This is a genomic window from Streptomyces sp. UW30, assembly GCF_008042075.1.
Classification (GTDB): Bacteria; Actinomycetota; Actinomycetes; order Streptomycetales; family Streptomycetaceae; genus Streptomyces.
This window is the reverse complement of record NZ_RDBN01000053.1, coordinates 379,645-401,461: the sequence shown is the minus strand read 5'-3', so window position 1 is coordinate 401,461 and position 21,817 is coordinate 379,645. Positions and strand designations below refer to the sequence as shown.

General features: G+C 69.2%; 19 protein-coding genes, 1 tRNA gene and 1 pseudogene. 11 read left to right on the top strand and 10 right to left on the bottom strand.

The window, feature by feature from the left end:
- Nucleotides 1–262: 262 nt before the first annotated feature.
- Nucleotides 263–1,297, bottom strand: coding sequence for a tyrosine-type recombinase/integrase (locus EAO75_RS35970; RefSeq protein WP_147999331.1), 1,035 nt, complete (start codon nt 1,295–1,297; stop codon nt 263–265).
- 130 nt (nt 1,298–1,427) lie between these two features.
- A tRNA-Arg gene (locus tag EAO75_RS35965) sits at nt 1,428–1,503 on the bottom strand.
- 320 nt (nt 1,504–1,823) lie between these two features.
- On the opposite strand from EAO75_RS35965, the gene EAO75_RS35960 reads away from it, so the two are divergent.
- The 4 genes from EAO75_RS35960 (at nt 1,824) to EAO75_RS35945 (ending at nt 8,442) form a co-directional block, all read left to right on the top strand.
- Nucleotides 1,824–3,431: a dynamin family protein gene (locus EAO75_RS35960; protein WP_147999330.1), complete on the top strand. Its 1,608-nt coding sequence runs from the start codon at nt 1,824–1,826 to the stop codon at nt 3,429–3,431.
- A gap of 3 nt (nt 3,432–3,434) precedes the next feature.
- Nucleotides 3,435–6,074: a GTPase gene (locus EAO75_RS35955; RefSeq protein WP_410092590.1), complete on the top strand. Its 2,640-nt coding sequence runs from the start codon at nt 3,435–3,437 to the stop codon at nt 6,072–6,074.
- Nucleotides 6,075–6,296: 222 nt separating this feature from the next.
- Entirely contained in the window at nt 6,297–6,758 is a 462-nt protein-coding gene (locus EAO75_RS35950; RefSeq protein WP_147999329.1) for a single-stranded DNA-binding protein, read from the top strand.
- 259 nt (nt 6,759–7,017) lie between these two features.
- The gene (locus tag EAO75_RS35945; protein ID WP_147999328.1) at nt 7,018–8,442 is read left to right on the top strand and encodes a Cys-Gln thioester bond-forming surface protein; all 1,425 of its coding nucleotides are present in this window, start codon (nt 7,018–7,020) and stop codon (nt 8,440–8,442) included.
- A gap of 238 nt (nt 8,443–8,680) precedes the next feature.
- Here the strand turns inward: EAO75_RS35945 and EAO75_RS35940 are convergent, their stop codons facing one another.
- The 3 genes and pseudogenes from EAO75_RS35940 to EAO75_RS35925 form a co-directional block, all read right to left on the bottom strand.
- Complete coding sequence (locus tag EAO75_RS35940) at nt 8,681–8,974, bottom strand: hypothetical protein (RefSeq protein ID WP_147999327.1); 294 nt, start codon at nt 8,972–8,974, stop codon at nt 8,681–8,683.
- Between the two features lie 470 nt (nt 8,975–9,444).
- Nucleotides 9,445–10,017 carry a hypothetical protein gene (locus tag EAO75_RS35930; protein WP_147999326.1) on the bottom strand — a complete coding sequence of 191 codons (573 nt, stop codon included), beginning with the start codon at nt 10,015–10,017 and terminating at the stop codon, nt 9,445–9,447.
- Between the two features lie 101 nt (nt 10,018–10,118).
- A pseudogene (locus EAO75_RS35925) lies at nt 10,119–10,637 on the bottom strand (tyrosine-type recombinase/integrase); the annotation flags it as partial.
- 34 nt (nt 10,638–10,671) lie between these two features.
- Between EAO75_RS35925 and EAO75_RS48720 the strand changes: the two are divergent.
- The gene (locus EAO75_RS48720) at nt 10,672–10,911 is read left to right on the top strand and encodes a hypothetical protein (protein ID WP_410092589.1); all 240 of its coding nucleotides are present in this window, start codon (nt 10,672–10,674) and stop codon (nt 10,909–10,911) included.
- Between the two features lie 213 nt (nt 10,912–11,124).
- On the top strand, nt 11,125–11,559 hold the full coding sequence (locus tag EAO75_RS35920) for a hypothetical protein (protein WP_147999324.1): 435 nt from the start codon (nt 11,125–11,127) through the stop codon (nt 11,557–11,559).
- Between the two features lie 91 nt (nt 11,560–11,650).
- On the opposite strand, the gene EAO75_RS35915 is transcribed toward EAO75_RS35920, so the two are convergent.
- Complete coding sequence (locus EAO75_RS35915; RefSeq protein WP_147999323.1) at nt 11,651–12,394, bottom strand: hypothetical protein; 744 nt, start codon at nt 12,392–12,394, stop codon at nt 11,651–11,653.
- 443 nt (nt 12,395–12,837) lie between these two features.
- Here EAO75_RS35915 and EAO75_RS35910 point away from each other — a divergent pair, with 443 nt between their 5' ends.
- The 4 genes from EAO75_RS35910 (at nt 12,838) to EAO75_RS35895 (ending at nt 16,113) form a co-directional block, all read left to right on the top strand.
- Nucleotides 12,838–13,152, top strand: a complete 315-nt coding sequence (locus EAO75_RS35910) for a hypothetical protein (RefSeq protein WP_222724016.1) — start codon at nt 12,838–12,840, stop codon at nt 13,150–13,152.
- Between the two features lie 205 nt (nt 13,153–13,357).
- Complete coding sequence (gene ettA / locus EAO75_RS35905; RefSeq protein ID WP_147999322.1) at nt 13,358–15,022, top strand: energy-dependent translational throttle protein EttA; 1,665 nt, start codon at nt 13,358–13,360, stop codon at nt 15,020–15,022.
- Between the two features lie 6 nt (nt 15,023–15,028).
- Nucleotides 15,029–15,448 (top strand): acyl-CoA thioesterase, encoded by a 420-nt coding sequence (locus EAO75_RS35900; protein WP_147999321.1) that lies wholly within the window; start codon nt 15,029–15,031, stop codon nt 15,446–15,448.
- Entirely contained in the window at nt 15,445–16,113 is a 669-nt protein-coding gene (locus tag EAO75_RS35895; protein ID WP_147999320.1) for a hypothetical protein, read from the top strand. The genes EAO75_RS35900 and EAO75_RS35895 overlap by 4 nt, the downstream gene beginning before the upstream one ends.
- Nucleotides 16,114–16,121: 8 nt before the next feature.
- Here the strand turns inward: EAO75_RS35895 and EAO75_RS35890 are convergent, their stop codons facing one another.
- A complete protein-coding gene (locus EAO75_RS35890) occupies nt 16,122–16,526 on the bottom strand; it encodes a globin (protein WP_147999319.1) in 405 nt (134 codons plus the stop codon).
- A gap of 133 nt (nt 16,527–16,659) precedes the next feature.
- Between EAO75_RS35890 and EAO75_RS35885 the strand changes: the two genes are divergently transcribed.
- Entirely contained in the window at nt 16,660–17,646 is a 987-nt protein-coding gene (locus EAO75_RS35885; protein WP_147999318.1) for a methyltransferase domain-containing protein, read from the top strand.
- Nucleotides 17,647–17,715: 69 nt separating this feature from the next.
- Here EAO75_RS35885 and EAO75_RS35880 read toward each other — a convergent pair whose 3' ends face one another.
- The 3 genes from EAO75_RS35880 to EAO75_RS35870 form a co-directional block, all read right to left on the bottom strand.
- Nucleotides 17,716–19,227, bottom strand: coding sequence for an FHA domain-containing protein (locus tag EAO75_RS35880; protein ID WP_147999317.1), 1,512 nt, complete (start codon nt 19,225–19,227; stop codon nt 17,716–17,718).
- A 103-nt stretch (nt 19,228–19,330) separates the two neighbouring features.
- Entirely contained in the window at nt 19,331–20,677 is a 1,347-nt protein-coding gene (locus EAO75_RS35875) for a vWA domain-containing protein (protein ID WP_147999316.1), read from the bottom strand.
- Nucleotides 20,678–20,773: 96 nt separating this feature from the next.
- A partial coding sequence (locus tag EAO75_RS35870; RefSeq protein ID WP_148000480.1) for a PP2C family protein-serine/threonine phosphatase occupies nt 20,774–21,817 on the bottom strand: 1,044 nt, incomplete at its 5' end.

The window sequence follows — 21,817 nt, the reverse complement described above, 5'->3', positions numbered from 1 at the left end:
GAAAAGGTTCTCCTACCACCTCAAGGGCTGACCCCCAAAGGAGCCAACCCTGTCAGTGACGGAGATGCAGCCTGCCACTCCCTCAAGGGCATGTCTTGGCTACGTATCCATGATCCCATGCACGGGGCTTCTCGTGTCGGCTGATTAAATGTGCACTTCACGAGCACTCATCCTGACCATGTAGAAGGGGCCGCACTCCGAGGAGCACGACCCCTTCTCTAGCTTCCGTGGGGCGAACGTCAGGAGCCCCCAACGGATAGGGCTAGTACCTGTCTCCCAGCTTCTTGGCCACCTTCACGGCCCTGCTCACTGCCATGTCTGCCGCATAGCGACGGAGCATGGTCGAGTCTTTCCAACCTGCCAGGGTCATGACGTCCTCTCCAGCCACACCGGCAGAGAGCATGTCGTCAGTCCAGGTGTGCCGGAACTGGTGGGGGTGGCATCCCTCGTAACCAGCATCCACGGCCCTCCTGTTCAGCATCCGATAGAGACCGGAGTAGGTGAGCCGAGACCTGTTCCTCGTGCCAAGCCACAGCCATTCCGACCCTGAGAGCTTGTGGCTTTCCCTGGCCCTGATGTACCGAGTCAGAGCTACGACTGTCTTGGGCTGAAGGGGGACGATCCTGCCTTCTCCACTGGACCGTGCGTCCTTCAGCGGAACCACCTGAGCTAGGCCCTGCTCCAGGTCGAGTGAATCCAGACGGAGCATGAGGAGTTCTTCGGCCCTGAGCCCTTCAGTGAGAACCCTGATGATTGCGTGGTCCCGAACCTTCTCGAACTCCCTCACTCGGGGATGCCCGTTGCCCGTCACCTTCAGCATGTCCACCACGAACTCAGAGCTGAGGGTCTTGGGCTTCACTCCCGTGGGTGCGGCGTACCTCTGGAGCTTCTTGTCTCGGTACGGGTTGGCGTGGTCGTACTCCTCCTCCAGCCAGGTGAAGAACGTACGCAGGTTCCTTTGAACGGTGTTGGTCCCGCCCTGTTCGTGAGCCTGGTGGTATGCCCTGAAGAACAGGTTCAGCGTGGCTGTTTCGACGGAGAGGTAATCCCCCTCCATGCCCTGCTCCGTCATCCACTTGTCCAGGGCCCTGACAGCCTTGGTGTACGCCGTGACTGTCTTCTCCTGGTAGGGCCGTCCGTGCTTGTTGTTGCTGGCCCTGAGATGCGTGGCGTAGTCGGAGAGGAACGCTGCCCTGATGTCCGACTGCCCTGGGTCCAGGGGGATGGCTCGGAGCGCTGGCGTGTTCTTTGCCCTGCTGGCTGCTCTGAGAGGTGACTTCCTGGCCTGTGCCGACACGGGGTGACTCCCTGGTGTCTGGGCTAGGCAAGGTGCAGTCCGCTAGGCGCCTTACCTAACCGAGTCTGGTAGGTAAGTCACGCGGTCTTCAGTGATCCATCTGCCTCGTAGTCCCAGGTCAGAGAGGATGTGGCGCCCCCGGCAGGACTCGAACCTGCGGCCAAGCGCTTAGAAGGCGCCTGCTCTATCCACTGAGCTACGGGGGCCGGTGTGGTGGCCTCGTTCGTGGTGCCCGGGTGTGGGCCGAACCGTGACGTTGCCGGGGACAAGGATAGGGCTCCCGCATCCGTGTCCCTGCTGCTTCGCCTCCGTGGCTCGATGTGGAGGTTCGGTGAAGCGGTCCTGATAATCGCAGGCAGGTGCGAATCGTGCACCGCTTTTGGCCTCTCGCGCCCCGGGTGTTGTGCACTCGTTATGCCTGGACTGTGCCCGTGCCCCAGTCGTCCCTTCCGTCCCTTGTGTCCTATCGGCGCGCAGACATGCTCATATGCTTCAGAATTCCCCTAAAATTGGGCATTCTTCGCATGTGGTGACCTTGGACGTACGGCCTCAGCTGCTCGACGCACTTTCCGCCCTGCGCGACCGTGTCGCGGCCGCACGCTTCCCGCTGCCCCTCGCGGGGGCGCCACGCGCGCGTGCCAACCGCGACGAACTGCTCGCGCAGCTCGACGACTATTTGGTGCCCCGCCTGAAGGAGCCCGAAGCACCCTTGCTGGCCGTGGTGGGCGGATCCACCGGCGCCGGCAAGTCGACGCTCGTCAACTCCCTGGTGGGCAGGCGCGTGACCGAGGCGGGCGTGCTGCGCCCGACGACGCGAACGCCGGTTCTGGTCTGTCATCCGGAGGACCATCACTGGTTCAGCGGGATGCGCGTACTGCCCGACCTCACACGCGTGTGGGTGCCCGAACACGACCCGGCCGAGGAGCTGATGCTGCCCGGCGAGGACAGCGAGCGCGTGCTGCGGGTCGAGACCGCCGACTCGCTGCCGGCCGGGCTCGCCCTCCTCGACGCGCCCGACATCGACTCCCTCATCGCCGACAACCGCGCCCTCGCCGCCGAACTGATCTGCGCCGCCGACATCTGGGTGATGGTGACCACGGCGGCCCGGTACGCCGACGCCGTGCCCTGGCATCTGCTGCGCACCGCAAAGGAATACGACGCCACCCTCGTGACCGTCCTGGACCGGGTTCCCCACCAGGTCGTCTCCGAGGTCTCGCGGCAGTACGGCGCGCTCCTCACCAAGGCGGGCCTCGGGGAGGTACCCCGCTTCACGGTGCCCGAACTGCCCGAGTCGGCCTGGGGCGGCGGGCTGCTGCCGGCCACGGCCGTGGCGGGGCTGCGCACCTGGCTCGTCCACCAGGCCCAGGACCAGGCCGCTCGCGAACACGTCATGGCCCGCACGGTCTACGGCCTCCTCGACTCCCTGAAGTCCCGCATGCCCGAGCTCGCCAGCGCGGCCGCCGCACAGTACTCGGCGGCGCTGCGGCTCACCGCCGCCGTGGACAGCGCCTACGACAGCGAGTACGCACGCGTGCGTGCCCGCCTCCAGGCCGGCGCCGTGCTCGCCGGCGACGCCCTCAAGCGCTGGCGGGCCTTCCCGCTGGACTGCTCCGCGGGGGAGCTCCTCGAATCGCTCGTGGAGTCCCTGAGCACCCTCCTGCTGTGCGCGGTCACCGCCGCCGACGAGCGCGTCGACGACGCCTGGCAGCGCGAACCGGCCGCCACCGCGTCCGAACTGACGGCCCGTGACCCGAGGCCGACGAGTGTCGAGCACCGCATCGGCATGGCGGTACGGCGCTGGCGGCGCGAGCTGGAGGAGTACGCCGAGGACGAGGTGAGCTACCTCGACCGCAGCGTCGCCCCGGACTCCGAGGTCGTCACCGCCCTCGTCGCCACGGCCCTGCTGGGCAGCCGACGGGCGCGGTCCGCGGGGGAGGGGCTCGCCGAGCGGATCGGGGCGCACGGGGCGCTGCGGCTGCGCGACCGCGCCGGGCGGCTGCTCACCGAGCATCTGGACCGGGTCATGCACAACGAACGCGAGCGACGGCTCGCCCCGCTCGACTCCCTGGAGGTCCACCCGGATCCCCAGGCCGAACTCATTGCCGCGCTGTCCGTACTGCAGAAGGAGAGGTGACCGGTGACCGCCGTCACTGACCAGGACCACACGGAACACGCCGATCAGCAGGAGGACGGCTTCACCAAGGACGACGAGCGCGTGAACGACATCCCATTGGAGGGCGCCTCCGAGAACCTCCTCCCCGTGACGGGGCCCCGCACGGAGGCGGAGCAGCCCGTCGAGAGCGAGGGCCTTGTGGCCGCCGACGAGCCGGACAAGCGCAAGCTCTGGAGGAAGCTGGCGAAGCGGGAGGACCGGCCGAGCGACGTCCACGCACGCGTGGAGGCCGACGACCCGCCCGCGCGTGAGGACACCCCCGACCTGGGCGACGCCCGCAGGGACGAGGGCGACGCTCCGGCCCGCCCGAGCGTGCCCGACCCCGGCGCCCGTAAGGCCGACGCCGGGACGCCCGCGCGCGGGAACCCCGCCGGATCGGGCGGTCGCCAGGGCGACTCGGACACGCCCGCGCGCGGGAACCCCGCCGGATCCGGTGGCCGCAAGGGCGACTCGGACGCAGCCGCGCGCGGAAGCGTCCCCGAACCCAGCGGCCGTAAGGCCGACACCGGCACACCCGCGCGCGGGAACGTCTCCGACGCGGGAGTCCGTAAGGAGGGCGGCATGTCCCGCCGTACGGAACCTGTCTCGCGTACGGAACCCGTCTCGCGTACGGAACCTGTCTCGCGTACGGAGCCCGTCTCGCGTACGGAATCCTCCGGGCGCACGGAGTCCCCGTCCCGTGGGGCATCCGCCTCGCGTGCGGAGTCCTCGTCGCGTGCGGAGTCCACTCCCCGTCCGGAGTCCTCCACCCGCGCAGAGTCCACCCCTCGTCCGGAGTCCGCCCCCCGCGCAGAGTCCACTCCCCGTCCGGAGTCCTCCCCCCGCGCGGAGGCCTCGTCCCGCTCGACCCCGGCCTCCGGGGCCGAGCCCGCGACCCCCTGGGACGACGGCCTGATCGCTCGGCGGGTGAATGAGAACGCCCCCGCCGAGCAGCCCGCCCCCGCCGAGCCGCGGGCCACCTCCGGGCCGCAGCAGTCCGTGACGCCGCTCGCCTACGACGGGGCGCTGCGGTCGCGGCTCGACGCGCTGCGCGAACTGGTGGGCCTCTCGCGCACCCGGCTCGACGGCAAGACGCTCGCCGACGCGGGCCGGGTGCTCGACGAGGCGGCGGCGCGGCGCAGGCTCTCCGGGCAGCACACGGTCGTCGCCATCGCGGGCGCCACGGGCAGCGGCAAGTCGCAACTGTTCAACGCGCTCGCCGGAGTGACCATCTCGGAGACGGGCGTACGCCGGCCGACGACCGCCTCGCCCCTCGCGTGCAGCTGGAGCGACGGCGCAGCCGGACTCATCGACCGGCTCGGCATCCCGCCCCGGCTGCGCCGGCGCCCCGCGCAGAACGCGGCCGCGGACGGGCAGCTGCGCGGGCTCGTCCTGGTCGACCTGCCCGACCACGACTCGGCGGCCGTAGCGCACCGCGAGCAGGTCGACCGGGTGCTCGCGCTCGTCGACGCGGTCATCTGGGTCGTCGATCCCGAGAAGTACGCCGACGCCGTCCTGCACGAGCGCTATCTGCGGCCCATGGCCGGGCACGCCGAGATCATGTTCGTCGTCCTCAACCAGACCGACCGGCTCCCCGGGGAGGCCACCGACCAGGTCCTCGACGACCTGCGGCGGCTGCTCGACGAGGACGGCATCGCGCTGGGCGAGCACGGCGAACCGGGCGCCGTCGTGCTCGCACTGTCCGCGCTGACCGGGGACGGCGTGGGCGACCTGCGGGAGGCGCTCGGCGAGTTCGTCGCCGAACGCGGGGCCGCGGCGCGCCGCATCTCGGCCGATGTGGACGCCGCCGGGCTGGGCCTGCGGCCCGTCTACGCGGCGCGGCGGCGGACCGGGCTCAGCGAGGAGGCGCGGGACGACTTCTCGGCCCGGCTCGCGGACGCGATCGGCGCCACCGCCGCGGGCGAGGCCGCCGAGCGGGCCTGGCTGCGCAACGCCAACCGCGCGTGCGGGACGCCCTGGCTGCGGCTGTGGCGCTGGTACCAGGACCGCAGCGAACCGCCGACGGGCCGGCTGTCCTTGCGGACCCAGACGGACGAGGAGGCCACCGCGCGCCAGCGCGTCGAACAGGCGGTGCGGACGGTCGCCGAGCGGGCCTCGGCCGGACTGCCCACGCCGTGGGCGCAGGCGGTGCGCGAGGCGGCCGTACGCGGGGCCCAGGGGCTGCCCGAGGCGCTGGACGAGCTCGCGGCGCGGGCCGGACTGCCGCCGGGGCGGCCGCCGCGGCCGGGCTGGTGGCCGGTGGCCGTCCTGGTGCAGGCCGCCATGACGATCCTTCAGATCGTCGGCGGGCTCTGGCTGGTGGGACAGATCATCGGGGTCATGGAGCCCAACCTGGGCCTGCCGGTGCTGCTGATGGCGGCCGGCATCGTCGGCGGCCCGCTGGTCGAGTGGAGCTGCCGGATGGCGGCACGAGGACCGGCGCGACGGTACGGCACGGAGGCCGAACGACGGCTCAGGGAGGCGGCGGCCGGGTGCGGGCGGGCCCGGGTGCTGGATCCGGTGGCGGCCGAGCTGCTGCGGTACCGGGAGGTCCGGGAGCAATACGGCAGGGTGATGGGGGCCAGACTGCCTCCGCCGGGCCGCCCGGGTCACCTGTTCGGGTGACGGGGATATCCACAGGCCGGCGGTGATCCACAGGGCTCTGCGGGCTCGGCCCGGCGGAGGCAGTCTGGCTTCGCGGCGATCGCGACGGACGCGGTCGATCGCGGTGACGGCGGCGCACCAGGACGTACGGGGTGCGCGGCCGTCATGTCGGACGCAGCCGTACGGGACGGGCCCGTAGGCGTATCCGCCCGGCGGAGCGGCCGGGTCAGGGAGGGGTTCGAGATGAACGAGACGACCATCTGCGCGGTGGGGAACGTCGCGACGCAGCCGGTGTACCGGGAGCTGGCGACGGGACCGTCCGCGCGCTTCCGGCTGGCGGTGACCTCGCGTTACCTGGACCGCGGGAAGAACGAGTGGACCGACGGCCACACCAACTTCTTCACGGTGTGGGCCAACCGCCAGCTCGCCACGAACGCCGCCGCGTCGCTGAACGTGGGCGATCCGGTCGTGGTGCAGGGCAGGCTGAAGGTGCGTTCGGAGGTACGGGAGGGGCAGAGCTGGACCTCGGCGGACATCGACGCGCTCGCGATCGGCCACGACCTCGCCCGCGGCACATCCGCCTTCCGGCGCGCATCGAGGCCGGAGACGACGGCCACCGCGGCAGCCGCGCAGCCCGAGCCCGAGTGGGAGACGCCGGCACCGGCCGACTCCCAACAGGCTCAGGAGCCGGTCATGGTGACGTGACGTCAGTCACCCGCCCGGACTGACCGAACTGCGGCTTATCGGCGAATGCGCGCCGAACTACCCCGGTGGATTTGTCGATAAGCCCTGCTCACAGAGGATCTTGGCGATAACGATTCCGAGTCGGATCGGCCCTGCGACGGGATCACCGGGAAGCGTGGTGCGCGGCGTCCCTAGGATGCCGGGCATAGCTCTCGGGGCTTAAGAGTCTGCTGGTGGGACCGTCCCCCACGTCAACGGGTCCTGCTCGAAGGGGAATTCTGTGTTTGCTGCGTTCTCAGCGCTGTCGGCGCGCGGGCGAGGGGCGGCACGTCTCGCCGCCGCGACCCTGGCGTCCGGGCTCGTCGCCGCCACGGTGCTGGCTGGCACCGCCGCGGCCGCGCCCGCTGCCGACGCGACAGCGCCGAGCCCGGGCGGGGCGACCGCCACCATAGGCGGCCTGAAGACGTACGGGGCCGCGGTCGTCCACGCCGACTCCGGCGACCAGGAGATCTCGGCCGGCCTGTTCGAGATGTCCGTCGACGGCGGCGGCATGCTCCAGACCTACTGCGTCGACATCCACAACCCCACCCAGCGCGACGCCAAGTACCACGAGACGCCGTGGAGCGGCACCTCGCTGGGCGCCAACGAGAACGCGGGCAAGATCCGCTGGATCCTCCAGAACTCCTACCCGCAGGTGAACGACCTCGCGGCCCTCGCCTCCAGGGCGGGCTTCCAGGGCGGCCTCACCGAGCAGGACGCGGCGGCCGGCACCCAGGTGGCCATCTGGCGCTACTCGGACGGGGTGAAGGTCGACGCCGTCGATCCGCAGGCCGAGAAGCTCGCGGACTACCTGGAGAAGAACGCGCGGGGCGCGGCCGAGCCCGAGGCCTCGCTGAGGCTGGACCCGCCCGCGGTCTCCGGCCACGCCGGTGAGCGGCTCGGCCCGGTGACCGTGCACACCAACGCGGACGGCGTGACGCTGACCCCGCCCGCCGACGCCGCCACCAGCGGAGTGCGGATCGTTGACCAGGCCGGCAAGGCCGTCACCACCGCCGCGGACGGCGCTCAGGTCTTCTTCGACGTGCCCGAGGACGCCACGGACGGTCAGGCGGAGCTGACCGTGCAGGCCTCGACGACCGTGCCGGTGGGGCGTGCCTTCGCCGCCGAGAGCCGCAGCCAGACCCAGATCCTGGCCGGCTCCAGCGAGTCGACCGTCTCGGCGACGGCGAGCGCGAGCTGGGCGGAGACCGGTGCGATACCCGCACTGTCGGCGGTGGAGAACTGCGACAAGGGCGGCGTCGACATCACCGCGGCCAACGAGGGCGACGCGCCGTTCACCTTCCAACTGCTGGGGATCGAGTACAGCATCCCGGCGGGCGAGTCGCGCACGGTGACGGTCCCGCTCCAGGAGGACCAGGCCTACGACTTCACGATCGAGGGGCCGGGCGGCTTCAAGAAGCGGTTCACCGGCGTACTGGACTGCATGACGCAGGCGGGCGAGGCCGACGCGGCGGGCACCATCACCCAGACCCTCGGCGAGCCGAGCCCGGCCACGGTCGGCGCGGGGTCCGACGACACCAACCTCGCCGCGACCGGCGGCTCCACCATGACCCCCCTGATCGCGGGCATCGCCATCGGCCTGGTCGTGATCGGCGGCGCGGCGCTGCTGGTCGTACGCAAGAGGGAAGCGGCGGCGCAGGACTGACTCCCACACACACGACAAGGGGCCTGATCCACCTTCATGGATCAGGCCCCTTGCCGCTTTTCCGGGATATCCGGGTGCCGGAGCGCTTACTTCGGCGGAACAACCCTTGGACCGTCGGTCGCGGCCCGTACTCCACCGGTTAGGTCTCGCCTGGTGCACCGGTCGGCACCCGTCCACGCCGCACGCCGAGTTCGTCACCGCGTGGGACGTGGCCGGAAGCCCCGTACCAAGGACTGACTCAGAACGCGCTGTTGTCGCAGCCCATCGTCGAGCCGATGTGGGTGTCCTGCGCGCCCGTGTTGCCCTCGCCGTTGAGCGCGTTGCCCAGCGCGCCGTTGAGGATGCCGACCTGGCCGAGGACGTCGAGGTTCAGGTCGTGCGACTTGCAGTTGGAGCTCTGCAGAACGCTGACCTTGTCCCCGCCCTTGCCGCCGTGCCCGTCGAGGCCCTGGGCAGTGGCCGTGCCGGTGCTCAGCAGGCCGACGCTGCCAAGGGCGACGACCACGACGGCAGCCTTGTGAAGCTTGTGCATGTCATCTCCGATGGAGTGAGGTGGGTGCGATCCGTAAGAGATCGACTCCGTACAGTTACGAAAGGCTAATGTGAAAAACTTAGACATATTCGGACGACACGCCGTAAAATCACACCGTTCCTGCAAGTGGTGGGAACTGGGTGCCGGGCACGGTCGCGACGCCCTGGCCGACGGCTGGACCTTGGATGAGGTCCACACATCCGAGGAGGGCGACCTGCCCCGCCGCCTGTGGCGCATCACTCGGACAGCACCCTGACGGCCGACGACGCGCCCACGGTCCGGGAGTCCTCCAGCAGGCAAGCCCCAGGTCACAGCCCCCCGGTCAAACGCGTTTCCGCCTAGGGGTGGCGGTACGGCAAGATGGGGTGTTACTTGCCGCGAGAGGGCATGAAACAGCCCCTCACCAGCAGGTTTCCCGCCGATGAGGGGCCGTCTCAGGCAGACTGGGCCGTCTCTGGGCCGTCATGCGTTCATGGCTCCACCTGTGGAGTCGGTGCGGCTTCTTCGACGCCGAGGCAGGTGCGCATTCGTGTACGCATGTCCTTCCAGCGGTCCCAGAGACGTTGAAGATCTTTCTCGATGTCCTCGAACGAGCCGTTCGCCATCGGGTTGCCCTCCTCCAAGCACTTGATCCGTCGATAGGCGCCGGCGAGCTCCTTCGCCACGGCGTCCAACTCCGCAAGTACGGGTGTCGAGGCGGTCAGCTGGGCTTCTGCGAACGCAGCATGATGGGCGTGCCGTGCTGCTTCCAGCTCATCCCGGGCGACGTCCGTGACGTTGCCCAGATGGACGTCCCATAGGTAGTTCATGAGTTGGATGCGGTAGCGCCGATAGGCCGCGTTGGTTGCGACGTAGCAGGCTCGTCGCTCCGAGAGCCGAGCTTCCGCCTGATCTCTCGCCCATTGGGCCTGCATGGCCTCCTGTTGGCGTTCGAACTGGCCCTCCTGCACACGAGTCACGATGCGCTGGGAGAAGATGGGAGCTAGCAACGTGCCCGTGACACCAACGAGTGCAGCGATCAACGCGGTCAGACCATCCCCCATACCTGCCCCCACAGGTCGCCCGGACGCATTTCGGAACTCGCTCTCATGATGCCCAGTGGACAGACGGCCCATGGGGGTTTTGGTGCTTGTCGAACGGGGATTCAAGCGGCTCGTGATCGGGCCCTACTGGCGGCTTCGTACATACTTCTGATTGCCTTGCGGGTTCGAGTCTCGCTGGATGGCATGAGGTGCGTATAGACGCGGAGCGTGAATCCAGGGTCGCTGTGGCTGAGGTAGAGGCTCAGGGCCTTGATGTTCTCTCCGGCGTCCAGGAGGACCGAGGCGTAGAAGTGGCGTAGGGCGTGCATGCCGTGTTCGCGGGCCGCCGCGTACCGCTCGCCCTTCTCAGGGGCAGGGATGATGCCGGCCGATGCCAAAGCGGGCTTCCATGCCTGGTCGTTGAACCCTTGGCTCCAGATGGCTGCACCAATGCTGCTCGTGAAGACCAGCCGGTGTGTCACCTTGGGGCCGGTCGGCGTCAGCCAGGGCAAGGTCACTTCGACGGGCGGGAAGCGGTCCATGTGCTCTTGGAGCGCGGCCGACACCTCGGGGTCGAGGGGGACGTCACGGAGTTTGCCTCGCTTGGGCGGGGCGTAGACGAGAGTGCCGCGCACCTTCTTGCACGAGGTGTCATGGCGACAGCAGTCCGCCACAATGAACTTTGGTAGCGGCTGGAATATCGACCCTGAGCGAAATAGCGTGACAGTGAACGAAACCGTGTCACTTACCAGCTCATTCGATGAACCTCAGTCGATCGATACGCATCTAGCAGAGCACCGAAAGGTCGCCGCGCTGCTATCTTTTATCTTCGGCTGTGCCATCTACTTCCGTCACCACGACATCAGGGATCCCCTATTCACCGGGAAGACGCTTAACGGTCGAGTCGCCGAATAACCATTCTATCAGCTGATCAGTCGAAGCACGGTGAAAGAGAACTCAAAGCCCGCACCCTCCCGAAACAAGCTAATCCGCCCACTCACCGACTTCAAGACTACGTCATCTCGTGGGCTAGAGTGTTGGGCGCAGAAGTACGACGAGTGGTCTCGCTTCATTCACCCTGCGGTCAGCGCATTGAATCGGCCCGGAGCAATTCTCGAGAACTTGGTCGTGAATGCGGCCATGAGTATGGAGGCCGCTGGCGGCTTGATTGGTGACGTGGATGGGGAATCTGCGACGTATAGCCATGGGGGAAGGCCCACGACAGCTACATACATGTATCGCTGCCTCAAGAAGTCCGGGTGGGATTGGTCGGGTATCTGCACTTCGGATACTGGTCTCGCGCGGGCAATTGCGAACAATTACAACACGATCAAGCATTTCGACCGTGGTCAATTCCCGGATCCAACGGAGACTTACCTCGTCAGTTCCGTGGCCGCTCTCGTTGTTCGCATGATCGCTATGCGCATTGCGCGATCAGATCAGGGCACGACGGAACTTTTCAGTGAACGAATCCACGATTTCGACCGCCTCAAGGATGAGTTTGAGGCGTATGGAGTCATCGTGGATGACACCGGCACGTTTGTGGCTCCGTCCGGCCCCTGAGGAGTACGAGTTTCCTGAGGCCGTGGCCGGCACGTTCGGGCGTCTATGTAGTGATGGGTTCACGGGTCGACCGATCCCAGACATAGGCGGACTAAGGCAGGGAAGCGTAGGAATTTGCGGACTCCCACTTCTTTTCGAACTGGACCTTAAAGAACTCGTACCATGTGGCGTCGTTCTGCCGAGTAACGGAAAAGGTTGGGCGCTGCCAGTGCTCGGCGTGGAACGTAGCAATGCGCATGATGATTTTGCCTTTGTCCCCTGCCGGATCAGACGCAATAACCGTGTAGTGAGGAACGTGCGTAAGGGTCCTGATCTCCAGCTTCCCGGCAACCGGTCCGGCGAACGGTGTCACGAGTCTTCTCAGGTTGGATTCCAGGTTGGCGCTGAGCTCGCTGGCGCTTCGGTTATCTGCCTCGCTGGCCGCTATGGCCATGGCTGCGCTTCCAGGCTCGATCACGAGGATCCTTATGTGAAGCCCCTTCGTCACTGCTTTCCGTATTTCGCTCGCATACGAAACTAGGTGCAGCTCCAGCGTCCAGCCGTGAAGCCATACCTCTCGCGACGATGAGATCATTTCCTTGATTTCTTCACCGTCATCCACTGAAGTAAAGAAGTGGTCGGCGCTCGATCGAGCGCTGATCGATGCGAGGGACTCGRTGATCTTTTCGCCCTGTAAGCGAATCCTGAGAAGCGAGAATCCTACCAGTGTCAGTATCGCTAGGACGCCGGAGGCGATTACCTCTTGTGAGGCTTTCCCGGCCAGTCCTAGGAATCCGAATATGATCGCCGCGACCAAGGTCACATAGAGATCGAGGCTGTGAACGATGCTGCGCATTGTCCTCGAGAAGCGAGAGCTGGAATTAGGCATGTCAACCCCCCACGGCGGATCCTGTACCAGAGGTTGTCTCCAGCAGCGCGTGTCGCGAATCATGCTGACATGCATGGGTGTTGAGAGGCTGTATGGATGGACGCATGATGGCAGTGGGTGACGGCAACAGCGGCGCACAGCCGTACATGGGGAGTCCGTCATGCATCCACCTCGGCCGGGTCGAGCAGTCGAGCCCGTGGCCCCTCAACCGCTGGTGGGAACTCCTTAGAGCGACGGCCGCACGACTCTGCAGCCGACGGCAGTGACGGCAGCACTGACGGCAACGACACGGCGGACGGCAGCGACGTTCCACAGTCGGGCACGGTGCCGGCAGGGCGTCATCGACCCACCCCACCAGGGCGTGCCCGCATCTTCTATGCCTCTGTCGCTCACTGCACCATGATCTGTTGATGGATGAGTACGCATGGCCCACGGGCCCGGATCTGCCGGACGCAGACGCAGTTATCGGGAGCTGGGCGGCGACCGTCGCAGCTCTACCGGTGGGGACCCGCATAACTGGAGAGGTCATTGGCCGACAGCCCTTCGGCGTCTTCATACGTATAGCAGGTGTGCCCGACGCCGTGGCGCTGGCCGAGATCTCGGCCATGCCGCTAGGGATGGAGCTGCCCGCTCTCGGGGCCTCCCTGGAGGGCAAAGTCTTCTGGCACAGCCACAACCATCAGGTGAGGGTCAGGCTGGATGAGTGGCGGACGTCTGCCCAGTGATCATTTCCTGGGCCGTCCCTGGGCCGTGCGAGGGCGTCCGAGGCCGACCGGCGGCGACCGACGTTGACAGCCGAGCCAGAGCTGTCAGAAGTGAAACCCCAGGTCAGAGCGCCCCAGCTATACGCGTTTCCCCCCAGGGGTGGCGGTCGGGCAAGATGGGGTGTATCTGCCCACTGCCTGATTTCAAGCTGCCGGACGGTTTCTCTTGGCTGAGTTCATTTACACCATGCGCAAGGCGCGCAAAGCGCACGGCGACAAGGTGATCCTCGACGACGTCACCCTGAACTTCCTCCCCGGAGCGAAGATCGGCGTCGTCGGCCCGAACGGTGCCGGTAAGTCGACCGTTCTGAAGATCATGGCGGGCCTCGAGCAGCCGTCGAACGGTGACGCGTACCTGTCGCCGGGATACAGCGTCGGCATCCTGATGCAGGAGCCGAAGCTGAACGACGACAAGACGGTCCTGGAGAACGTCCAGGAGGGTGTCGCCGAGGTCAAGGGCAAGCTCGACCGGTTCAACGAGATCGCCGAGCTGATGGCCACCGACTACTCCGACGCGCTGCTCGACGAGATGGGCAAGCTTCAGGAGGACCTCGACCACTCCAACGCCTGGGACCTCGACGCCCAGCTGGAGCAGGCCATGGACGCCCTCGGGTGCCCGCCCGGCGACTGGCCCGTGGTCAACCTCTCCGGTGGTGAGAAGCGCCGCGTCGCGCTGTGCAAGCTGCTGCTGGAGGCGCCCGACCTGCTGCTCCTCGACGAGCCCACCAACCACCTCGACGCCGAGTCCGTGAACTGGCTGGAGCAGCACCTCGCCAAGTACGCGGGCACCGTCGTGGCCATCACCCACGACCGGTACTTCCTCGACAACGTCGCCGAGTGGATCCTTGAGCTCGACCGCGGCCGTGCCTACCCGTACGAGGGCAACTACTCCACGTACCTGGAGACCAAGCAGACCCGTCTCAAGGTCGAGGGCCAGAAGGACGCCAAGCGCGCGAAGCGGCTCAAGGAAGAGCTGGAGTGGGTGCGGTCCAACGCCAAGGGGCGTCAGGCCAAGTCCAAGGCCCGTCTCGCGCGGTACGAGGAGATGGCCGCCGAGGCCGACAAGATGCGGAAGCTGGACTTCGAGGAGATCCAGATCCCGCCGGGCCCGCGGCTGGGCTCGATCGTGGTCGAGGTCAACAACCTCTCCAAGGCCTTCGGCGACAAGGTTCTGATCGACGACCTCTCCTTCACGCTGCCGCGCAACGGCATCGTCGGTGTCATCGGCCCGAACGGCGCCGGCAAGACCACCCTCTTCAAGATGATCCAGGGTCTGGAGACGCCCGACTCCGGTTCCATCAAGGTCGGCGAGACCGTCAAGATCTCCTACGTCGACCAGAGCCGCGAGAACATCGACCCGAAGAAGTCCCTGTGGGCCGTGGTCTCCGACGAGCTCGACTACATCAACGTCGGCCAGGTCGAGATGCCCTCGCGGGCGTACGTCTCCGCCTTCGGCTTCAAGGGTCCCGACCAGCAGAAGCCGGCCGGCATCCTCTCCGGCGGTGAGCGCAACCGCCTCAACCTCGCGCTCACCCTCAAGCAGGGCGGCAACCTGCTGCTCCTCGACGAGCCGACGAACGACCTGGACGTCGAGACGCTGTCCAGTCTCGAGAACGCGCTGCTCGAGTTCCCGGGCGCGGCCGTGGTCGTCTCCCACGACCGGTGGTTCCTGGACCGAGTGGCCACGCACATCCTCGCCTACGAGGGCGAGTCCAAGTGGTTCTGGTTCGAGGGCAACTTCGAGTCGTACGAGAAGAACAAGATCGAGCGGCTCGGCCCGGACGCCGCCCGTCCGCACCGCGCCACCTACAAGAAGCTGACCCGGGGCTGATCGATCTTGCGCCACATCTACCGCTGCCCCCTGCGCTGGTCCGACATGGACGCGTACGGACACGTCAACAACGCGGTCTTTGTCCGATACCTGGAGGAAGCCCGTATCGACTTCCTGTTCCGTCCCGAGAAGGACTTCAAGCAGGGGTCGGTGGTGGCGCGCCACGAGATCGACTACAAACGGCAGCTCGTGCACCGGCACCACCCGGTGGACATCGAGCTGTGGATCAGCGAGATCAGGGCCGCGTCCTTCACCATCACCTGCGAGGTGAAGGACGACGACGTGGTCTATGTCCGGGCCTCGACGGTGGTCGTGCCGTTCGACTTCGAGGCGGAACGGCCGCGCCGGCTCACCGCGGAGGAGAAGGAATTCCTGCGCGAATACACGGACGATGAAGCGGGCGAGGAGGAGGCCGTCGCCGCATGACGGTCCTCCACCTCGCCGACGAGGGGGAGGCAGCGGACCTCGCGGCCTTCCTCTCCCGGCTGCTCCACTACGACCGCGGCGCSGCCGTTCGCCTCCAGGCGGCCGGCACCGCGCTCGCCGTCTTCGGGCGCCCGCCGTCCTTCGAGGTGCTGGCGATCCGCGCGGTGCGCCTCGCGAAGCCGTACGAGAACGGGCTCGACGTCACTCTGGATGTGACCGTCTCCGCAGGTGAGCTGCTGGAGTCCGTCGACGAGTCGGCGGCCACCGCCCTCGTGCCGGGGGCCGTGACCGGGCCGCCGTGGGCCGGGGTGCTTCCGCCGCGCGGCGGATGGCGTCCGGTGCCGGGGCTGCCCGCGCCCGATGCCCTGCGGGCGATGATCGGTGCGGGCGTCGCGGAGTTCCGCTCGCGGACCCAGGAACTCGCGGCCGAGCTGCGTACCCGGGCCGAACTCGACCGGATCGGGCGGGAGATCTGGTCCCGGACCGTCGGGGACACCGATCTGCCGGTGCGGGCCGTGCACGCGGCCCAGTCGCTGGGATTCCTGCGCGCCACCGGGGAGTTGGCGCTGTTCTCGTCCGGTGCGTGGCTACGGCTGCGCACGCCGTACGGGTCGATCGCGGTACGGCGTACGGGACTCGGCGCCCTGGACGTCAGCGTCCGCTGACCGTCGGCTCAGCCGGCCGTGTTCACCATCGACGCCGCCGCGTACGTGAGGTAGTTCCACAGAGTCCGCTCGTGCTCCTCGGAGAGGCCGAGCTCGTCGACGGCGACCCGCATGTGCTTCAGCCAGGCGTCGTGCGCCGCGCGGTCGACGGTGAAGGGGGCGTGGCGCATGCGCAGGCGGGGGTGGCCGCGGTTCTCGCTGTACGTCGTCGGGCCGCCCCAGTACTGGATCAGGAACAGGGTCAGGCGCTCCTCGGCCGGGCCCAGGTCCTCCTCGGGGTACATGGGCTTCAGCAGCGGGTCCTCGGCGACACCCTCGTAGAAACGGTGGACGAGGCGGCGGAAGGTCTCCTCCCCGCCGACCTGCTCGTAGAAGGTCTGCTCCTGAAGCGTGCCGCGCCGAATCTCATTCACCCGTCCATGGTCTCAGACGCGGCGACCGAGGACTCAAGGCTTAGGACCAGCCGCCCCCGACCCCCGAGTGACGCGTTCCGGATCGTCCGGCGGGACGCTCGCCTCGCACGGTCTCCCGCAGGACAGTGGACGTATGAGCGCGCACGCTCTCGACAAGGACCTGGAGGACCTCGCCGCCTCGGCGCGGGCCGCCCTGGTGCGTGAGATCGACGCCGGCGGGGCATGGGCAGCCGACCCCGTGTGGCGGGAGGTCTTCGGCGCCGTTCCGCGCCACCTGTTCGTGCCCTACTACTACGTCGGCGTCGCCGCGGGCTACGAGCGGCACTGGGGCGAGAACCCCGATCCGGCCGCCCGCGAGCGCTGGGTGCGCGGCGCCTACGCCGACACCCCGCTGGCCACCCGGCTGCGCGACGGCGAGCTGCTGTCCTCCAGCAGCCAGCCGTCCCTGATGGCGATGATGCTGGTCGCGCTGGAGGTGGCGGACGGCGACCGGGTCCTGGAGATCGGCGCGGGCACCGGCTACAACGCCGCCCTGCTCGCCCACCGGCTCGGCGACGACGACCTCGTCACCACCATCGACCTGGAGCCGGAGATCACCGAGTCGGCGCGACGGCATCTGGCGGCCGCCGGGTACCACCCCGTCGTCGTCACCGGCGACGGCGCACGCGGCGTGCCCGAGCGCGCCCCCTTCGACCGCATCATCGCGACCTGCACCCTGCCGTCGATCCCGCGTGCCTGGCTCGCCCAGTGCCGCCCGGACGCCCGGATCCTGACCCCGCTCGCCACGGGCCTGGTCACGCTCGCCGTACAGGACGCCGAGCACGCCGAAGGGCGCTTCCTGCACACTCCCGCCTACTTCGTGCCGCTGCGCGGCGGCAGCCGGTGCGAGCCGGAGCCCCCGCACGTGGCAGGGCTGCCGCGCAGGGCCAGGGAGCACGAGCTGTTCCGCTTCCTGCTCGCCCTGACCCGCGGCAGCCTCGATCCGCAGGAGGCCTACACGCTGTGGGAGCGCGAGGGCCGGCCGCAGCGGGAGCGGTTCGGGATCACGGTGCACGGCGAGCACGAGTGGGCGTGGCTGGACGACCCCGAGGGGCCGTACGCCTGGACGCTGCCCGGCTGAAACGCCGGGAGGGGCCGGTCGCACGGGCCTTCAACACCGTACGACCGACCCCTCCCGGGGCTCGGGCGGCTAGCCGCGTCGGATGGTGATCGTCGTCCAGGCGCCCACGTGCACCCGGTCGCCGTCCTGGAGCGGCACCGGCACGAACGGCTGGATCGGTTCCTCGGAGCCGTTCACCGTGGTGCCGTTCGTCGAGTTCTGGTCGACGACCGCCCAGGTGCCGTCCGGCTGCTGGACCAGGACCGCGTGCTGGTGCGAGACGCCCGGGTCCTCCGGCGGCACCGACAGGTCGATGTCGGGGCTTTCGCCGGTGGAGTGACGGCGGCGGCCGATGGTGACCTGGTTGCCGGTGAGCGTGCGCTGCTGCTCGGGCGAGTACGCGGGCAGGTTCAGGCCCGCGGCCTCGGGGCCGGAGCGCTGCATCATCGCCATGAAGTACTCACGGTCCGGGCCGATGGTCGCCAGCCAGGTCGCTGGTCCGGCGTGCTGCTGCGGGTAGCCGTGGCCGGGCGGCGGGGCCTGCGTCGCGCCGGGCGGCGGATAGCCGTAGCCGCCCTGCGGGGGAGCGCCGGGGGCACCAACCCCGGCGGTCCGGGTGCTCCCGGCGGCCCCGGAGGCATGGGCGGCCCTGGTCAGGGCCCCGGAGGGGGCGGAGGGACCGGGGCCGGCCGGATGGAACGCCTGCGGAGCACCGCCGGTCGCGCCGGGACCGCCGGGCTGGGTCGGGCCGGGCGGGGGCGGAGCCTGCCGCGAGGGGTCGCCGAAGCCGGAGGGAGCGTTCATTCCCGGACCACCCGGACCACCCGGGCCGGGCATGCCTCCGGGGCCAGGCTGGCCGGGCATGCCACCGGGACCGCCGGGAGGCATGCCTCCGGGGCCCTGACCAGGGCCGCCCATGCCTCCGGGGCCGCCGGGAGCACCCGGACCGCCGGGGTTGGTGCCGCCGGGACCACCCGGACCGGGACCGAAGGCGCCGGGGCCACCGGGACCGCCAGGTCCCTGCCCCTGACCGGGGGCACCCATGCCGCCGGGACCGCCGTGTCCGCCGTGTCCACCGGGACCGCCGTGTCCACCCTGAGCGGGCGGCTCCGCGCCGAACGGCGGGATCGGTTCCGCCGGGCGGTTCATCTGGGACGGGCGCGAGCCCTGGTAGTCGTAGGAGTCACCGCCGCCGAACGACGGAGGGGGCCCCGACTGCTGCTGGAAGTGGGACGGCAGACCCGGGCCGCCCGGCGCCGGCGGGCGCGGGGCCGCGGGCGTGTACGACGTCGCCGTGTTGGTCAGGAAGTTCCACCGGCACTCCTCGCAGAACGGCGCGCCGCCCTCACGGGGCGTACGGCACTGCGGGCAGAGCTCCGGCTCGGCGTTCGGTACGGCGGACAGGTGCGGACGGCCGCCGGGCTGACCGGCGTTCGGGCCACCGGACGGGCCGGGACCGGGGCCGCCGGGCGGCGGGAATCCGTAGCCGCCGCCGGGCGGGGGTGGCGGAGGGGGCGGAGGTACGGCACCGGCCATGCGGTGACCGCAGACCTCGCACCAGTCGTCGGAACCCGACTGGTGTCCGTTCGGGCAGGTCGGCATGTCGGCGCTTCCCCCTCTCTTTTCCGGTCGCTCTCGACCGGATTTCTCCAACCCCAAGGGGTCAGGCTCGATCCTTTTCAGGGTCCTGCTGGGTCCTGCTACGTCACTTCTTTACACGAACAGTCTTTGTAGACCGTGTCTCGAGAGTCATCTCGTCGGCCTCCGCGACCTTCGCCTTCAGTCGCACAGTACCCGCCGCGGCGTCGACCACGTCCACCACCTTCGCAAGGAGTTTCGCCGTATCCGCGTTTCCGGAGGCGCTGGCGAGCTGAACGGCGCGGCCCAGTTTGGCCGTTGCTCCATCGATATCCCCCGCTTTGCGAAGATCAAGCCCTTGTTGAATGGCTTGCGCCAGTTCGGCCTGGCCGGTGTAGTGGGCGACCTGGGGGTTGATCGACGTCGAGGCGACCATGTCCTCGGTCCATACGGCCCGTACGAGCCCCTGGGCGCCCAGGTTCTGCGCGGTGCCGTCGGGCTGCGGGACGACCAGCGAGACCCGGGCGGCGAGCATCTCCTGGCCCAGGCCGGCGGCCGGGACCTCGACGCAGACGTGGTAGTCACGGGACTCGTCGCCCCAGGAGCCGGTGGGGTAGTCCCCGGCGCGCGGGCCGGCCTCGGTGCGGCGGTCGGTCAACTCCTCGACCGTGGGCGCGACTTGCTTGACGAACTTGATGGTCGTACCGACCGGCGTCCACAGCCGCAGGGCGACGTCCGCGACCTCCTTGCCCATCGCCGTCTCCATCATCCGCGTGAAGTCGGCGGCCAGAGCGGCCGGGTCGGCGACGATGTCGGCGCTGCCGAGCAGGGCCGAGGCGATCGCTGTGACTTCTTTCACTTCCCAGTCGGTACCCACGCCGCGGGCGTCACAGGTGAAGCGTCCGGCACACGCGTCGAGCGCCGCCTTGAGGTCCTCCGGCGACTCGTGTTCGTTGCGCCCGTCGGTGAGCAGGATGCCGTGCCGGATGGCGACGTCCTCCGAGGACAGCAGCCGGTCGGCGAGGCGCAGCCAGGTGCCGATGGCGGTGCCGCCGCCCGCGCTGAGCCGGCGCAGTGCCTGCTTGGCCTGGTCGCGGGTGGTGGCGTCGGCCACGGCGAGGCGGCCGCCGCCCGGATACACCTCCTTGGCCACGTGCGTGCCGGCGATCACCGCGAAGTGCACGCCGTCGCGCAGGGTGTCGATCGCGGCGGCCGTGGCGTCGCGGGCGTTGCGCATCTTGGTCGGCGGGTAGTCCATCGAACCCGAGCAGTCGACCATGATCGCCACGGCCGCGGACGGGCCCTGCCCCGGTGCGTAGAGGTGGGGCGCGGCGACCGCGCTGCCGACCGTGCCGCCGCCGGTCGCGGTCACCGTGACGATCGCGTTGACATCGCGACCGCCCTCCGGCAGGTACTCGTTCTGGTACACGTCCACCGAGAACTGCGGCACGTTTGATTTCGAGAAATTGGCCATACGTTCTCAAATCCCCCTAATGAACCCCGCAGTGGGGCCATGGCTGTCGACGGACCGGTCCCCTCCGGTCCGATGAGGCCGTCCCCGCAGCAGGCCTCAGGCCGATCCTGCCCCCATCGGCGGCGCCGGGAACGGCAGGACGGCCACTGTTACGTTGTCGTGGCCCCCGCCGTCGAGCGCGTGACCGACGAGCACCTGGGCGCTGTGCAGGGGGCGCGCGGCGGCGTCGAGGGGTACGACGTCGGCCATGTCCTCGGCCGCCTCCGCGTAGTTCCACAGCCCGTCCGTGCACACCACCACTACACCCGGGCGGTCCGGCTTGAAGGAAGCGGTGTGCGGCTCCAGTTCGTAGGCGTCCGCGCCGAGCCAGCCCGTGATGGCGTGGGCGCGCTCGTCGGCGTACGCCTCGGCCTCGTTCATCAGGCCCGCGGCGACCATCTGCGCCGCCCAGGAGTCGTCCTCGGTGAGCCGGGCCGGGGGAGTGCTGCGGTCCACCGGGACCCAGTAGGCGCGGCTGTCGCCGACCCAGCCGACGATCAGCAGCTCGGGCGTGATCACGGAGCCGACGATCGTGCAGGCGGGCGCGTTCTGGTGGGGGGCGTGCTCGCGGGCCGTGGCCGGCTCGTTGGCCAGGGCGTTCACCGCGTTCGAGGCGGCGACGATCGCGTCGTGCATGGCCTGCTGCGGGTGGGTGCCGCGCGGCAGGGCGGTCAGCAGCGACTCGCTCGCGGCGCGGGACGCGGCCAGCGAGGCGGCGTCCGGGCGGGTCGCCGAGGACACGCCGTCGCAGACGATCGCCACGACCGCGGGCCGGCCGTCGGACAGCGCGGTGCAGCCGACGGAGAACGCGTCCTCGTTGCGGTGATGGCGCAGGCCGCGGTCGCTGACGGCGGCGACGGGGCCCGCGTCCTGCTCCATGTGGTCGCGCTCGCGCGGCTGGGCGTGCCCGCAGTTCTCGCAGTACCCGTCGTGGTCGACCCGGCCCGCACGGCACGCCACGCACACCTTGGTGCCCTCCGGAGGGGTCGGCACGTCGGCCGCGACGCGCGGGTCGGGCGCCTGCAACGGGTAGTCGTCGGGCTCCGGCGGACGGTCGAACCGCACGCCGGAGGCCGGGGAGACGGGGGGGCCGGTCGGGGC

Excerpts from the sequence above, each read along its gene's own strand:
- EAO75_RS35885 (WP_147999318.1), top strand. The coding sequence starts at position 16,660 with ATGAGCGCGCACGCTCTCGACAAGGACCTGGAGGACCTCGCCGCCTCG.
- EAO75_RS35880 (WP_147999317.1), bottom strand. The coding sequence starts at position 19,227 with ATGCCGACCTGCCCGAACGGACACCAGTCGGGTTCCGACGACTGGTGC.
- EAO75_RS35930 (WP_147999326.1), bottom strand. The coding sequence starts at position 10,017 with ATGGGGGATGGTCTGACCGCGTTGATCGCTGCACTCGTTGGTGTCACG.
- EAO75_RS35875 (WP_147999316.1), bottom strand. The coding sequence starts at position 20,677 with ATGGCCAATTTCTCGAAATCAAACGTGCCGCAGTTCTCGGTGGACGTG.
- EAO75_RS35910 (WP_222724016.1), top strand. The coding sequence starts at position 12,838 with ATGGATGAGTACGCATGGCCCACGGGCCCGGATCTGCCGGACGCAGAC.
- EAO75_RS35950 (WP_147999329.1), top strand. The coding sequence starts at position 6,297 with ATGAACGAGACGACCATCTGCGCGGTGGGGAACGTCGCGACGCAGCCG.
- EAO75_RS48720 (WP_410092589.1), top strand. The coding sequence starts at position 10,672 with ATGAACTTTGGTAGCGGCTGGAATATCGACCCTGAGCGAAATAGCGTG.
- EAO75_RS35940 (WP_147999327.1), bottom strand. The coding sequence starts at position 8,974 with ATGCACAAGCTTCACAAGGCTGCCGTCGTGGTCGTCGCCCTTGGCAGC.